General features: G+C 72.3%; 13 protein-coding genes. 8 read left to right on the forward strand and 5 right to left on the reverse strand.

Annotation, left to right across the window (positions count from 1 at the left end; translation table 11 throughout):
- Positions 1-55 precede the first annotated feature (55 nt).
- Positions 56-1,810 carry an NAD+ synthase gene (locus ACFY0I_RS27240; RefSeq protein ID WP_388900767.1) on the forward strand — a complete coding sequence of 585 codons (1,755 nt, stop codon included), beginning with the start codon at positions 56-58 and terminating at the stop codon, positions 1,808-1,810.
- A 44-nt stretch (positions 1,811-1,854) separates the two neighbouring features.
- Here ACFY0I_RS27240 and ACFY0I_RS27245 read toward each other — a convergent pair whose 3' ends face one another.
- Entirely contained in the window at positions 1,855-2,883 is a 1,029-nt protein-coding gene (locus ACFY0I_RS27245; RefSeq protein ID WP_388900769.1) for an endonuclease/exonuclease/phosphatase family protein, read from the reverse strand.
- Positions 2,884-3,191: 308 nt separating this feature from the next.
- Between ACFY0I_RS27245 and panB the strand changes: the two genes are divergently transcribed.
- The 3 genes from panB to ACFY0I_RS27260 all read left to right on the forward strand — a co-directional run bounded on the left by panB (position 3,192) and on the right by ACFY0I_RS27260 (position 6,034).
- Positions 3,192-4,049, forward strand: a complete 858-nt coding sequence (gene panB / locus ACFY0I_RS27250) for a 3-methyl-2-oxobutanoate hydroxymethyltransferase (RefSeq protein ID WP_388900771.1) — start codon at positions 3,192-3,194, stop codon at positions 4,047-4,049.
- Positions 4,050-4,151: 102 nt separating this feature from the next.
- Entirely contained in the window at positions 4,152-5,183 is a 1,032-nt protein-coding gene (locus ACFY0I_RS27255) for an ATP-binding cassette domain-containing protein (RefSeq protein ID WP_388900773.1), read from the forward strand.
- Positions 5,180-6,034, forward strand: coding sequence for an ABC transporter permease (locus ACFY0I_RS27260; protein WP_388900774.1), 855 nt, complete (start codon positions 5,180-5,182; stop codon positions 6,032-6,034). The genes ACFY0I_RS27255 and ACFY0I_RS27260 overlap by 4 nt, the downstream gene beginning before the upstream one ends.
- A gap of 63 nt (positions 6,035-6,097) precedes the next feature.
- On the opposite strand, the gene ACFY0I_RS27265 is transcribed toward ACFY0I_RS27260, so the two are convergent.
- Positions 6,098-9,532, reverse strand: a complete 3,435-nt coding sequence (locus tag ACFY0I_RS27265) for a BTAD domain-containing putative transcriptional regulator (protein ID WP_388900776.1) — start codon at positions 9,530-9,532, stop codon at positions 6,098-6,100.
- A 61-nt stretch (positions 9,533-9,593) separates the two neighbouring features.
- Between ACFY0I_RS27265 and ACFY0I_RS27270 the strand changes: the two genes are divergently transcribed.
- On the forward strand, positions 9,594-10,397 hold the full coding sequence (locus tag ACFY0I_RS27270) for a site-2 protease family protein (RefSeq protein ID WP_388900778.1): 804 nt from the start codon (positions 9,594-9,596) through the stop codon (positions 10,395-10,397).
- 20 nt (positions 10,398-10,417) lie between these two features.
- Here ACFY0I_RS27270 and ACFY0I_RS27275 read toward each other — a convergent pair whose 3' ends face one another.
- Together ACFY0I_RS27275 and npdG are read right to left on the reverse strand one after the other, a co-directional pair.
- Positions 10,418-10,597, reverse strand: coding sequence for a hypothetical protein (locus tag ACFY0I_RS27275; RefSeq protein ID WP_388900780.1), 180 nt, complete (start codon positions 10,595-10,597; stop codon positions 10,418-10,420).
- A gap of 128 nt (positions 10,598-10,725) precedes the next feature.
- Entirely contained in the window at positions 10,726-11,430 is a 705-nt protein-coding gene (npdG, locus tag ACFY0I_RS27280; protein ID WP_388900782.1) for an NADPH-dependent F420 reductase, read from the reverse strand.
- A 105-nt stretch (positions 11,431-11,535) separates the two neighbouring features.
- Here npdG and ACFY0I_RS27285 point away from each other — a divergent pair, with 105 nt between their 5' ends.
- The gene (locus ACFY0I_RS27285; protein ID WP_388900783.1) at positions 11,536-12,141 is read left to right on the forward strand and encodes a hypothetical protein; all 606 of its coding nucleotides are present in this window, start codon (positions 11,536-11,538) and stop codon (positions 12,139-12,141) included.
- 51 nt (positions 12,142-12,192) lie between these two features.
- Here ACFY0I_RS27285 and ACFY0I_RS27290 read toward each other — a convergent pair whose 3' ends face one another.
- Positions 12,193-12,432 carry a hypothetical protein gene (locus tag ACFY0I_RS27290; RefSeq protein WP_388900803.1) on the reverse strand — a complete coding sequence of 80 codons (240 nt, stop codon included), beginning with the start codon at positions 12,430-12,432 and terminating at the stop codon, positions 12,193-12,195.
- 72 nt (positions 12,433-12,504) lie between these two features.
- On the opposite strand from ACFY0I_RS27290, the gene map reads away from it, so the two are divergent.
- Both map and ACFY0I_RS27300 read left to right on the forward strand, forming a co-directional pair.
- Positions 12,505-13,362: a type I methionyl aminopeptidase gene (gene map, locus ACFY0I_RS27295; protein WP_362877177.1), complete on the forward strand. Its 858-nt coding sequence runs from the start codon at positions 12,505-12,507 to the stop codon at positions 13,360-13,362.
- 130 nt (positions 13,363-13,492) lie between these two features.
- Positions 13,493-14,140 (forward strand): heme oxygenase (biliverdin-producing), encoded by a 648-nt coding sequence (locus ACFY0I_RS27300; protein ID WP_388900785.1) that lies wholly within the window; start codon positions 13,493-13,495, stop codon positions 14,138-14,140.
- The last annotated feature ends 145 nt before the right edge of the window (positions 14,141-14,285 follow it).

The following is a 14,285-nucleotide window of genomic DNA, read 5'->3' on the forward strand; positions in this document are numbered from 1 at the left end:
GCCCGGTCACCCGAACCCAGGACATCGCGTCAGAAAGACGATTAGACTGGGCGGCGTGCCTCAACTTCGTCTCGCTCTGAATCAGATCGACGCGCACGTCGGCAACATCGACGCCAACGCGGACTCGATCGTCCACTGGACCCGGCACTGCGCCGAGCAGGGCGCTCACCTGGTGGCGTTCCCGGAAATGGTGCTGACCGGGTACCCCGTCGAGGACCTCGCCCTGCGCGGCTCGTTCGTCGAGGCCTCCCGCACGGCGCTCCGCGAGCTCGCGGAGCGCCTCGCCGCCGAGGGCCTCGGCGACCTGCCGGTGGTGGTCGGCTACCTCGACCGCACCGAGCAGGCCGTGCCCCGCCTCGGCAAGCCCGCCGGGTCCCCGGAGAACGCGGCCGCCGTCCTGCACGGCGGCCGGGTGGCGCTGCGCTTCGCCAAGCACCACCTCCCCAACTACGGCGTCTTCGACGAGTTCCGGTACTTCGTGCCGGGCAACAGTCAGCCGGTCGTCCGGGTCCGCGGCATCGACGTCGCCCTGGCCATCTGCGAGGACCTCTGGCAGGACGGCGGGCGCGTCCCGGCCACCCGCGCCGCCGGGGCGGGGCTGCTGATCTCCGTCAACGCCTCCCCGTACGAGCGCAACAAGGACGACGTACGCCTCGAACTGGTCCGCAAGCGGGCCCAGGAAGCCGGCTGCACCCTCGCCTACGTCGCCATGATGGGCGGTCAGGACGAGCTGGTGTTCGACGGCGACTCGATCGTCGTGGACGCCTCCGGCGAGGTCATCGCGCGCGCCCCGCAGTTCTCCGAGGGCTGCGTGCTCGTCGACCTGGACCTCCCGGCCGCCTCGCCGGACGCACCCGAGGGCATCGTCGGCGACGGCCTGCGGATCGACCGCGTCGTCCTCTCCGAGGAGCCCGTGGAGCCGTACGAACCGGTCGTCCCCGGCGGCTACGCCGAACGCCTCGAGGACGACGAGGAGATCTACGACGCGCTCGTCGTGGGCCTGCGCGCCTACGTCCGCAAGAACGGTTTCCACTCCGTCCTGATCGGACTGTCGGGCGGCATCGACTCCGCGCTCGTCGCCGCCATCGCCTGCGACGCGGTCGGCGCGCAGAACGTGTACGGCATCTCGATGCCCTCGAAGTACTCCTCGGACCACTCCCGGGGCGACGCGGCCGGACTCGCCGAGCGGACCGGTCTGAACTTCCGGACCGTGCCGATCGAGCCCATGTTCGACGCCTACATGGGTTCGCTGGGCCTGACCGGCCTGGCGGAGGAGAACCTCCAGTCCCGGCTGCGCGGCACCATGCTGATGGCCGTCTCCAACCAGGAGGGCCACCTCGTGCTGGCCCCGGGCAACAAGTCCGAGCTGGCGGTCGGCTACTCCACCCTCTACGGGGACTCCGTCGGCGCCTACGGCCCGATCAAGGACGTCTACAAGTCGGACGTCTTCCGCCTCGCCCGGTACCGCAACCGGGCCGCCGTCGAGCGCGGCGAGATCCCGCCGATCCCGGAGAACTCGATCGTGAAGCCGCCGAGCGCCGAGCTGCGCCCGGACCAGGTGGACACGGACTCGCTGCCGGACTATCCGGTGCTGGACGCGATCCTGGACCTGTACGTGGACCGCGACCAGGGCCTGGACGCCATCGTCGCGGCCGGCTTCGACCGCGAGCTGGTCGCCAGGACCCTGCGCATGGTCGACACCGCGGAGTACAAGCGCCGCCAGTACCCGCCGGGTACGAAGATCTCCGCCAAGGGCTTCGGCAAGGACCGCCGGCTGCCCATCACGAACGGCTGGCGCGAAGGGGCGTAGGCGGCGCCGGCCCGGCCGGGACACGGCCGGCCGCGCGGCCGGCGCTACGGCTTGACGGTGAGGCGGGCCGCGACGGGCAGGTGGTCGCTGCCCGTGCGCGGCAGGGTCCAGGAGGCCTCCGGCTTCATGCCGCGCACCATGATCTGGTCGATCCGCGCCATCGGGAACTGCGCGGGCCAGCTGAAGCCGAACCCGTCGCCCGCCGCGCCCTGGGTGGAACGCATCTGCGAGGTGACCTCGGACAGGGCCCGGTCGTTCATGGTGCCGTTGAGGTCGCCGAGCAGGATGACCTTGCGCAGGGGTTCGGCGGCGAGTGCCGCGCCCAGCGCGTCGGCGCTGTTGTCGCGCTGGTTCGCGGTGAAACCGGCGTTGAGCTTGACCCGTACCGAGGGGAGGTGGGCGATGTAGACGCCGATGTCGCCCGTGGGGCCGGCGACGGTGGTGCGCATGGCCCGGGTCCAGCCGAGCCGGATGTCGACGGGCTTGCTGGAGGTGAGCGGGTACTTGCTCCACACCCCGACGGTGCCCTCGACCGCGTGGTACTTGTACGTGCCCGCCAGCGCCTTCTCGTAGACGGGGACGGCGCTCGCCTTGAGCTCGGTCAGCGCCAGCACGTCGGCCTTGGACTTCGCCACGGACTCGGCGGTGCCGAGCGGGTCGAGGTTGTCGGCGTCGACGTTGTGCGTGGCGACCATCAGGTTGCCGCCGGAGCCCGACTTGTCGGTGACCAGCCCGCCGAAGAGGTTCGCCCAGACCACGGTGGTCAGCAGTATCGAGATCAACGCGGTGGCGGACTTGCGCAGCACCGCCGCGACCAGCAGCACCGGCACCATCAGGCCCAGCCAGGGCAGGAAGGTCTCCGTGAGGCTGCCGAGGTTGCCGATGTCGTTGGGCAGCTCCGCGTGCAGGATCATGACCAACGAGGTCAGCCCGGCCAGCGAGGCGGTCACGATGCCGCGCTTCCAGATGCCCCGGTCGTGCCTCAGTCCGGCCAGCCGGCGCCGGAGACCGGTTCGCGAGGGCCCCGGCTCGGAGCCGCCGTTCCCCGTCTCCGTCATGTACGCCTGTGCCATGCCCATGTCCTCGCTGCCGTGCTCGCGCTCCGTCCCCGCCCCTTGACCCTAGGCGATGCGCGGAGCCTTCGGTGCCGTCCTTCGCGGCCATACAACCGGAGGGACGAACGGCCGTGTGGCATGGGTTCCGGTTGTCACGAAACGCGCACATTCGCTCGGGCGCGCCCGGAACCTCGCCAGGAGTGTGACGGACCGGTCATCCGCCGCCCTCCGTGGCACTTCCGTCGTGGGCCGGACGGGTGCCACCATGGTGGGTGAGTCCGGGGACGCCGTGAGGGCGCCTCGAGATGACACAAGGAGCAGTTGCAATGTCGCATGCCGTTTCGCCTGCCCGCGAAGCCTCTCCGACCCTGTACGGGGGTGCGGGCACCCGCCGCATCACCGTCCGCGACCTCACCCTCGCCAAGGAACGCGGCGAGAAGTGGCCCATGCTCACCGCCTACGACGCGATGACCGCGTCCGTGTTCGACGAGGCCGGCATCCCGGTCATGCTCGTCGGCGACTCGATGGGCAACTGTCACCTCGGCTACGAGAGCACCGTCCCCGTGACGATGGACGAGATGACCCTGCTGTCGGCGGCCGTCGTACGGGGCACCAGCCGGGCCCTGATCGTCGGCGACCTGCCGTTCGGCTCGTACCAGGAAGGCGCCGTGCAGGCGCTGCGCAGCGCGACCCGGCTGGTCAAGGAGGCCGGCGTGGGGGCGGTCAAGCTGGAGGGCGGGGAGCGTTCGCTGCCGCAGACCGAGCTGATCGTGCAGTCCGGCATCCCCGTCATGTCACACCTGGGTCTGACCCCGCAGTCCGTGAACGCCATGGGCTACCGGGTGCAGGGTCGCACCGACGAGGCCGCGCACCAGCTGCTGCGCGACGCGAAGGCCGCGCAGGACGCGGGTGCCTTCGCGGTGGTCCTGGAGCTGGTCCCGGCCGAGCTGGCCGCCGAGGTCACCCGGTCCCTGCACATCCCGACCGTCGGCATCGGCGCGGGCTCGGAGTGCGACGCGCAGGTGCTCGTGTGGACCGACATGATGGGCCTGACCGGCGGGAAGATGCCGCGGTTCGTGAAGCAGTACGCCAACCTCCGCAAGACCATGGGGGACGCGGCGAAGGCCTTCGCCGAGGACGTCGTCGGCGGAGCGTTCCCGCAGGCGGAGCACGCCTTCCACTAGGCCCGACCGACAGCCCACCGACGGCCCGCCGACACGGATGTCGGCGGGCCGTCGGCCGCCTGTCGGAAATTTGTAGGAGCTTTGTCAGTGGCGGATGGTCCCATGGTGGGCATGACGCGAAACGACAACCATCCCAACGCCGTGGAAGTGCGGGGTCTGGTCAAGCACTACGGCGACACCAAGGCCCTCGACGGCGTCGACCTCGATGTCCGCGAGGGCACCGTCCTCGGGGTCCTCGGTCCCAACGGCGCCGGCAAGACCACCCTGGTGCGCTGCCTGTCCACCCTGGTCATCCCGGACGCCGGCACCGCCCGGGTCGCCGGCTACGACGTGGTCCGCCAGCCCCGGCAGCTGCGCCGGACCATCGGCCTGACCGGGCAGTACGCCTCGGTCGACGAGAAGCTCTCCGGCTGGGAGAACCTCTACATGATCGGCCGGCTGCTGGACCTGTCCCGCAAGGACGCCCGGCTGCGCGCGAACGAGATGCTGGAGCGGTTCTCCCTGACGGAGGCGGCCAAGAAGGCCGCCATGAACTACTCCGGCGGCATGCGGCGGCGACTCGACCTCGCCGCCTCGCTGATCGGCAACCCGGCGGTCCTCTACCTGGACGAGCCGACCACCGGCCTCGACCCCCGTACCCGCAACGAGGTGTGGGACGAGGTCCAGCGGCTGGTCGCCGAGGGCGCGACCGTCCTGTTGACCACGCAGTACATGGAGGAGGCCGAGCAGCTCGCGAGCGAGCTGACGGTCATCGACCGCGGCAAGGTCATCGCCAACGGCAAGGTCGACGAGCTGAAGGCGCGCGTGGGGGGCCGCACCCTGCGGGTCCGTCCCGCGGACCCCTCCGACCTGCCGGGCATGGCCCGCTCCCTCGCGGAGGCCGGTCTCGACGGCATCGCCGGTTCGCAGGCCGTGCCGGACGAGGGCGCGCTGCTGGTCCCGATCCTGAGCGACGAGCAGCTGACCGCCGTGGTCGGACTGCTGGCCGCCCGCGGGTACGCGATCGCCGACCTCGGCACGTACCTGCCCAGCCTGGACGAGGTGTTCCTGTCCATCACCGGGCAGAAGCCGTCCTCCGTCGAGGACTCCGTCCCCACCGAGAAGACCGAGCAGAATCAGGAGGTCGCGGCATGAGCACCGTAACCACGACGAAGCCCGCCGACACCGCGGCTTCCCCCGCCGCCCCGGCGGGAGCACTCCCCGGCGAGGGCCGGATCGGCCTGCGGGCCAACCTGCGGCACATCGGCGCCCTGGTGCGCCGCAACGCCCTCCAGATCAAGCAGGACCCGGAGTCGATGTTCGACGTCCTGTTCATGCCGATCATCTTCACGCTGCTGTTCGTGTTCGTCTTCGGCGGCGCGATCTCCGGCAAGGGCAACCAGGGCGACTACGTCAACTACGTGGTCCCCGGCCTGATGGCCATGATGGGCATGAACATCGCGATGGCGGTCGGCACGGGCGTCAACGACGACTTCAAGAAAGGCGTGATGGACCGCTTCCGGTCCATGCCGATCGCCCGGTCGTCGGTGCTCCTCGCCAAGATCGTCGTCGAGGTCGGCCGGATGATGGTGGCCATCGCGATCCTGCTGACGGTGGGCTTCATCCTCGGCCTGTCGATCAAGGGCTCGGTGGTGGACCTGTTCCTCGCCATCGGCCTGTCGGCCGTCTTCGGCGCCTCGCTGATGTGGATCTTCATCCTGCTCGGTCTGACCATGAAGACCGCGCAGGCCGTGCAGGGCATGGCGATGCTGGTCCTGATGCCGCTGCAGTTCGGCAGCTCGATCTTCGCCCCGCCGTCCACGATGCCCGGCTGGCTGCAGTCCTTCACGGACTACAACCCGCTGTCCAACCTGGCCGACGCGGCCCGCGCCCTGATCAACGGGGTACCGGTCGGCGACTCGGTGTGGATGACGCTGGCCTGGTCCTTCGCCATCACGGCGGTCACCATGCCGCTCGCGGTCCGCAAGTTCCGTCAGAAGACCTGATCCGGCCGGATCGCGACGGTCCGTTCGGATCGCGTCCCGGACGGGCCCCGATCCTGGCCCGCTTCAGATGAGGGCGGTGGCCTCCTCCAGGGTGAGGCCGCCGCCTTCGGCGTACGCCGTCCCGAAGGCGGCGTCGCCCAGAGCCGCCCGGGCCAGTTCCTCGGTACGGGCGGCGTCCTCGCGTTCCGTCGTCACCGGGAAGTGGCCGACGGGCAGCAGGGCCCGGTAGGCGCCGAGCAGCCGGGCGGCGTCGCGCATCCGCCGGTCGCCGCCGATCAGGGCCATCGAGAGGCCGCCGGTCAGCAGATAGACGGCGGGCATCTGCGGGGCCACCAGCCGCGCCATCGGCTCCTGGACGGAACCCATGGCCTCGCGGATCCGGGCCAGCGCCTCCTCGTGGTGGCCCTCCTGGTTGTCCAGCCAGGCGAGCGTGCCGAGCAGGAAGCCCTCGAAGACGGCGAACGCGCCGAAGGCGAACTCGGTGCGCAGGAGCTGGAGCTGCTCGCGGGCCTCGACGGTGCGCCCGGTGCGGCCGAGGAGGCCCGCGAGGAACATCCGGGCCGCGGGCAGGGCCTCGTTGCCGTACTGCTGGACGGTGGCCGTGACGTCCACGAGGATCCGTTCGGCCTCCTCGTACCGGCCGCTCTCGGAGAGCGTCCCCGACATCCGTACGCGCAGCACCGCCACCTGGGCCTTCGCGCCGAGGCGTTCGGCGTAGGCGATGGCCTCGCGGTAGTCCCGGGTGGCCGGACCGTACTCGCCGCGCTTCTCCAGGGATTCGGCGCGCGCCGAAAGCGCTTCGGCGCAGCCCCAGGCGTCGCCGAGTTCACGGAACAGCGCCAGGCTCTCGTCGGCGTCGCGTGCGGCGTCGCCGGCCCAGTCGGCCCGGTTGGCGAGGACGTTGGCGCGCAGTTGGAGCGCGGAGGCCAGTTCCCAGCGGTAGCCGAGCTCGCGGGCGGTGGTGACGGTCGCGTCCACGACCTTCTTGAGCAGTCCGGGATCGCCCGAGATCATGACGGCGTAGATCCACAGGGAACTGGGGGTGCGGCAGGTCTGCGGCAGTCCGGGCCGGTAGGCGGTGAGCACCCCCTGGATCTGGGCCCGGACCTCCGGGGTGTTCCAGGTGTCGTTGGTCTGGTCGCGGGCGGCCAGCCGGACCAGGTGGACCGCGCGCCAGGCCTCGGCGAGGACCTCGCCGGAGTAGGGCGGGGGCGAGTCGACGAGCCGTTCGTGGACGGGCTCGGCGGGGACCACGGGCGCCGCGAACGGGTTGGGGCCGAGCGCTTCGGCCGCCTCCGTCCAGTGGCGGGACTCGGTGCGCAGGTCGTGCATGTGCCAGTACCAGCCCAGCGAGTGGATCAGGCAGAGCACTTCGTCCGCGTCGCGGGTGGCGACGGCCCGGCGCAGGGCGGTACGCAGGTTCTCGTACTCGGTGGCCAGCCGGTCGGTGGCGGCCCGCTGGCCGTGCCCGCGCAGCAGGGGTTCGGTGGTGCGGGCGAGTTCGCGGTAGTGGACGAGGTGGCGGCGCTCGGTGGCGTGCAGGTCTCCCGGCACCTCGGCGAGGCGTTCGGCGGCGTACTCGCCGACGGTTTCCAGGAGCCGGTAGCGCATGTCGGCGCCGTCGGGGCCGGGGGTGGCGACGACGAGGGACTTGTCGACGAGGGATCCGAGGGTGTCGGCGATGTCGAGGGTGCCGTGCGCGCAGACGGTCTCGGCGGCGGCGAGGTCGCAGCCGCCGGCGAAGACGGACAGGCGGCGCAGGACGGTGCGTTCGGGTTCGTCGAGCAGGTCCCAGGACCAGTCGACGACGGCCCGCAGGGTCTGTTGGCGGGGCAGGACGGTACGGGACCCGCTGGTCAGGAGCCGGAAGCGGTCGTCGAGCCGGTCGGCGATCTGGCGCGGGGTGAGGAGCCGCAGCCGGGCGGCGGCCAGTTCGATGGCGAGCGGCAGGCCGTCGAGGCGGCGGCAGATCTCGGCGGCGGCGACCGGGTCGTCCGCCGGGCTGAAGCCGGGTCGGGCGGCGGCCCCCCGGTCCCCGAGGAGGCGGAGCGCGACCGGGTCGGGCAGCGGCTCCACCGGGCGCAGGGTCTCCCCCGGTACGCCGAGGGGTTCCCGGCTGGTGGCCAGGATCTGTACGCCGGGGCAGTGCGTGAGGAGCCGTTCGGCGAGTTCGGCGGCGGCGCCGATGACGTGCTCGCAGTTGTCGAGGAGCAGCAGGATCCGCCGGCGCGCGCAGTGCTCGGTGAGCCGGTCGAGGGGGTCGTCGCCGGCCCGGTCGGTCAGGGCCCGGATCTCCTCGGCGGCGGCGCCGCGGAGTTTCGTCTCGCGGGCGCCGAGGGCGGCGAGGACGGCTTCGGCGACGTCCTCGGGATCGTCGACGGGGGCCAGCTCCACGAGCCACACCCCGTCGATCCAGGCGTCCGCGCCGGGCGCGGCCGGCGCCGTGACGGTGGGTGTCGCGTCGGCGGGGGTCGCGTCGGCGGGGGTCCGGGCCGCGTGGGCCCGGGCGGCGTGTGCCTCGGCGGCTTCCTGGGACAGGCGGGTCTTGCCGGCGCCGCCGGGTCCGAGCAGGGTCACGAGCCGGGCGCGGGCGAGGTCCTCGCCGATGACCCGGATGTCCTCCTCGCGGCCGACGAAGGTGGTGAGGCGGGCGCGGAGGTTCCCGGGAGCGGGGACCGGCACGGCACGGCGCGAAGCGCCGGTGTCCACGGCGGGTGCGGTGGCCGGTGGTGCGGCCCGTGGTGCGGCGGCCGGTGGTGCGGGTGCGGCGCCGGGCGCGGGTGCGGCGAAGTTCGTGAGGAGTTCGCCGTGCAGGGCGCGCAGGGCCGGGCCGGGGTCGGCGCCCAGGCGGGCGGCGAGGTCGCGGCGTACGTCCTCGTACGCGGCCAGGGCCTCCGCGGGCCGGCCCGCGTCGCGCAGGGCGCGGATCCGCAGCACCTGGAGGGGCTCGTCGAGCGGGCGGCGGGCGCACAGTTCGGCCAGCTCCGGCAGGATCCGGGGGGCCTCACCGAGGTCGAGGGCCGCGGTGAGCCGCCCCCGGCGCGCCTCCAGGCGTACGGCCTCCCAGCGGGCGGCTTCGGCGGCCGGGTCGGGCAGGTCGGCCAGGGCCGGGCCGCGCCACAGGGCGAGGGCCTCGTCGTACCGGGTCGCGGCGCCGGCCGGGTCGGGGGCGTCGGCGGCTTCGCGGACGAGCCGTTCGAAGCGGTACAGGTCGATGTCCTCGCGCCGCGCGTCGAGCAGGTAGCCGCCCTCGGCGGAGCGCACGGCCCCGTGACCCAGGGCGCGCCGCAGTCGCCCGACGAGCGCCTGGAGCGCGGCGGGGGCGTCGGCGGGCGGGTCGGCGTCCCACACGTCGGCGACGAGCAGGGCGGGCGCGACGACCCGCCCCGGGCGCAGGGCGAGCGCGGTCAGCAGGGCGCGCAGGCGTGGGCCGCCGACGGCGACGGTGCTCCCGTCGTCGCGGATGGCCTGGGCGGTGCCGAGAATCGCGTAATGCACCGGCCCATTGTCGCCGCCCCCGCACTCCGCCCGGCGCACGGGCCGGGGTAGGTTTCGCCGCATGGGTCACCAGGGCAGCCGCGGCGAGCGGCAGATCAGTTCCGTATTCCTCGGCGTCGTCGCCGTCATGGCGGTCACGGGCTGGGCCGTGTGGACGGGCTATGCGACGAGCCCGGGGCTGGCCGTCTTCCTCTTCGTGACCTCGGCGTGGATCGTCTCGCTGTGCCTGCACGAGTACGCGCACGCCCGCACGGCCCTGCACGGCGGCGACATCAGCGTCGGCTCGAAGGGCTACCTGACGCTGAACCCGTTGAAGTACACGCACCCGCTGCTCAGCATCGTCCTGCCGGTGGTCTTCGTGATCCTGGGCGGGCTGGGTCTGCCCGGTGGCGCCGTGTACATCGAGCGGGGTCGGATCCAGGGCCGCTGGAAGCACAGTCTGATCTCGGCGGCGGGTCCGCTCGTCAACGTGGCCTTCGCCGTGGTGTGCACGGCGCCGTTCTGGCTGGGCGCTCTGGACGGGGTGCCGATCCCGTTCCGGGTGGCGCTGGCCTTCCTGGCGCTGCTCCAGGTGTCGGCGGCGATCCTGAACTTCCTGCCGGTGCCGGGGCTGGACGGGTACGGGGTCATCGAGCCGTGGCTGCCGCACCGGGTGCGCCGCGAGGTGGAGCCGCTGGCTCCGTTCGCGTTGATCGGCGTGTTCGTGCTGCTGTGGATCCCGTCCGTCAACGCGTTCTTCTTCGAGACGGTGAGCGGGGTGCTGAGCGCGCTCGGCGTGTCGGACCTGGACACGTACTGCGGTCGTGACCTGTACCGCTTCTGGAACGACGCCGACGGGTACTTCTGCGCGGTCCCGGCCGAGTAGCGCCGGGCGCGGGCCCCGGCTCAGACCTTCTGGGGCTTCTCCGCCTTGGCCTTGCGTACGTAGTACCAGGCCATGTTGGACGTCAGGCCGGCCAGCAGCACCCAGATGATCCCGAGGAAGCTGCCCTCCACGAAGGCGACCACGGCGGCGGCCACGGCGAGGACGCAGACGACAACGGCGAACACGGCAAGGCGGGGCATCGGGAACAGCTCCTCGGCGACACGGGGCGGGGTCGAGCCCATCCAGTGTCCCCCATGCACCGCGTCGCGTACGGCCGGGGCACGGCCGTACGGTGCCGGGGCCGTGGCGGGCGGCCCCGGCGGCGGGCTCACACGTCGGTGAGGCGCAGGCCGGCGTGGGCCTTGTAGCGGCGGTTGGTGGAGATCAGGTTGGCGACCATGGCCTCGACCTGGTGGGAGTTGCGCAGCCGGCCCGCGAAGACGCCGCGCATGCCGGGGATGCGGGCGGCGAGGGCCTGGACGAGGTCGGTGTCGGCGCGGGATTCGCCGAGGACCATCACGTCGGTGTCGATCTCCTCCACCGACTCGTCCTGGAGCAGGACGGCCGAGAGGTGGTGGAAGGCGGCCGTGACGCGGGATTCGGGGAGCAGGGCGGCGGCCTGCTGGGCGGCGCTGCCCTCTTCCACCTGAAGGGCGTAGGCGCCCTGCTTGTCGAAGCCGAGGGGGTTGACGCAGTCCACGACGAGCTTGCCGGCGAGGTCCTCGCGGAGGGCTTCCAGGGTCTTGGCGTGGCCTTCCCACGGCACCGCGATGATCACGATGTCGCTGCGGCGCGCGCACTCGGCGTTGTCGGCGCCCTCGACGCCGAGGCCGAGTTCCGCGGCGGCGGTCGCGGCCCGGTCGGCGGCGCGGGATCCGATGATCACCTTCTGGCCGGCCCGGGCGAGCCGGTAGGCGAGGCCGCGGCCCTGGTCGCCGGTGCCGCCGAGGACGCCGACGACGAGGCCGGAGACGTCCGGCAGGTCCCAGGGGTCCTTGGCCGGCGGCTTCTGCGTGCTGTCTGTGGAGGTCATGGGGGCGAGGGTACTGCCGAGTAGTCGCCGGTTCGAGTCCCGTGGGGCACGGCCAAGTGGAAGGAAGCGCTCCTGCGGGTGGGTCCGAAGGTGCAGGATGCCGTCATGGACGCCGTCAGGGTCGCGCTGCTGCGCGAGGTGCTCGCCGGTACGCAGTGGCCGCGGGAGGCCCGCCGGTTCGCCGGTTCGCTGCGACGGTCGGTGGCGCCGTCCGGGGGCGGTCTGCTGCTGGTGGGCACGGAACAGTACGAGCCCTGGCACATGGCCGCGCACCTGGTGGACGAGGCCGCCTGGTCGGGGTTGCCGGAGCTGGCGCCGACGTTGGTGCGCCACAGGGTGCTGCCGGGCGAGCCGCCGCACCTGTCGGTCGGGCTGGGCCGGCTGGAGGCGGCCCGGCGCGGGCACACGCTGCTGGTGGTGGCGCCGGAGCTGCCCGGCGCGGGGTTGCTGGAGCGGGTCCACGACGCCCGCCGCGCGGGGGCCACCGTACTGGCGTTGGACGGCGGGGACCCGGCGCTCACCGCGCTCGCGCACGAGGCGCTGTCGGTGCCGCGGGACACCGCCGGGCTGGATCTGGACACGGTGCAGCACCTGGTCAGCGCGGCGGCCGGGGAGAACGGCCCGCCCGCCCGGCGGGGCTCGCGGCGACTGCGCGACCGGCTCGCGCGCCTGGCCGATCAGCTGACCGCCCCGCCGCCCAGCCGCTGGTAGCGACGCCACCGGGGCGCGCCGGGGTGGGCGAAGCCATCGGGTCGCGCGGCGCTACGGCGTCGCGCTCCCGTCCTCCCCCTCGCGGGTCTTGTCGTTCCACTTGGGGTCGTTCTGCCATTCGAGGTTGCGTTCCTGCGCCGTCTCCATGGCGTGGCCGGCCTCCTCGGGGCTCCCGTACGGGCCGAAGCGGTCCTTGGCGGGGCAGTCGGGGCCTTCTTCGACCTTGTTGTGGACCAGGCAGTAGTACCACTCGCCCGGCTTGCCCACCTGACGCTTCTTGAACAGGGCCATCGTCGTCCGGCTCCTCTCGATGCTGCTCTCGTCAGCCATGCTGCCCCATCCCCGCTGGATACACTCGCTCGCATGTCTGGCCAGTCGCTGCTCGTACCAGGCGAGCTCTCTCCCGTCCGTTCCGTTCCCGGAAACATCCGCCGGCCCGAGTACGTGGGCAAGCCCGCGCCCACTCCGTACACCGGACCGGAGGTGCAGACGGCCGAGACCATCGAGGCCATGCGCATCGCCGGCCGGATCGCCGCCCAGGCGATGGAGGAGGCCGCCAAGCTCATCGCGCCGGGGGTGACCACCGATGAGCTGGACGCGGTCGCCCACGCGTACATGTGCGACCACGGCGCCTACCCGTCGACGCTGGGCTACCGGGGCTTCCCGAAGTCCCTGTGCTCCTCGCTGAACGAGGTCATCTGTCACGGCATCCCCGATTCGACCGTCCTGCGGGACGGCGACATCGTGAACCTCGACGTGACCGCGTACATCGGCGGGGTCCACGGCGACAACAACGCCACCTACCTGTGCGGGGAGGTGGACGAGGAGTCGCGGCTGCTGGTGGAACGCACCCGCGAGGCCCTGAACCGGGCGATCAAGGCGGTCAAGCCGGGCCGTCAGATCAACATCATCGGCCGGGTCATCGAGTCGTACGCCAAGCGCTTCGGCTACGGGGTGGTCCGGGACTTCACCGGGCACGGCATCAACTCGTCGTTCCACTCCGGCCTGATCATCCCGCACTACGACAGCCCGCACGCCACGACCGTCATCGAGCCCGGCATGACCTTCACCATCGAGCCGATGCTGACGCTGGGCACCCACGAGTACGACATGTGGGACGACGGCTGGACCGTGGTGACGAAGGACCGCAAGCGGACCGCACAGTTCGAACACACGCTCGTGGTGACGGACGGCGGGGCGGAGATCCTGACCTTGCCATAGGCATGAACCATCCGGACCCTTTTACCGACAGGCCGTCGGGAACATATTGACTTAGGCAAGCCTAAGTAGGAAGATCGGGTGTGGCGGCATTGCCGCCACGCCTGTTTCCCCTTCCTCCCGGAGGTCCGTCTTGGACGCCTTCTCCACGGTCATCCGTGTCGCCTCGCACGAGCAGCACACCGAGGCCGAGACCTCGACGTTCATGAGCGACCTGCTCGGCGGGCGGCTCGGCGTGGACGCGTACACCCGCTACACCGAGCAGCTGTGGTTCGTGTACCGGGCGCTGGAGGACGCGGCCGACTCCCTGCGGGAGGACCCGGTGGCCGGGCCGTTCATACAGCCCGAGCTGATGCGCCTGGCCGAGATCGAGCGGGACCTGGCCCACCTGCGCGGGCCCGACTGGCGCGAGAGCCTGGTCGCGCTGCCCGCGACCGAGGCGTACGCGGAGCGCGTCGCCGAATGCGCGACGTCCTGGCCCGGCGGGTACGTGGCCCACCACTACACGCGCTACCTGGGCGACCTCTCCGGCGGCCAGATCATCCGCGACAAGGCGGAGCGCACCTGGGGCTTCGAGCGCAAGGGCGACGGCGTCCGGTTCTACGTGTTCGCCGACATCTCCAACCCCGCCGCCTTCAAGCGGACCTACCGGGAGCTGCTGGACGCGATCGCCGCGGACGACCTGGAGAAGCAGCGCATCATCGACGAGTGCAAGCGCGCCTTCGACTTCAACGGCGCGGTCTTCCGCGAGCTGGGCGAGCAGTTCCGTCTCAGCGCCTGATCCCCGTATGACGACAGCGGGGCCGGGCCGGGGCGGGGGGGGGCGGGGCGGGCCCCCCCGGGGGGGGGGGGGCGGCCGGGCCGGGGGGGGGGGGGGGGGGGCCGCGCCGCCCGACGCGAACAGGCGCGGGGGGGGGGGCGCGGGG

It is taken from the genome of Streptomyces sp. NPDC001568 (assembly GCF_042893755.1).
Lineage (GTDB): Bacteria > Actinomycetota > Actinomycetes > Streptomycetales > Streptomycetaceae > Streptomyces.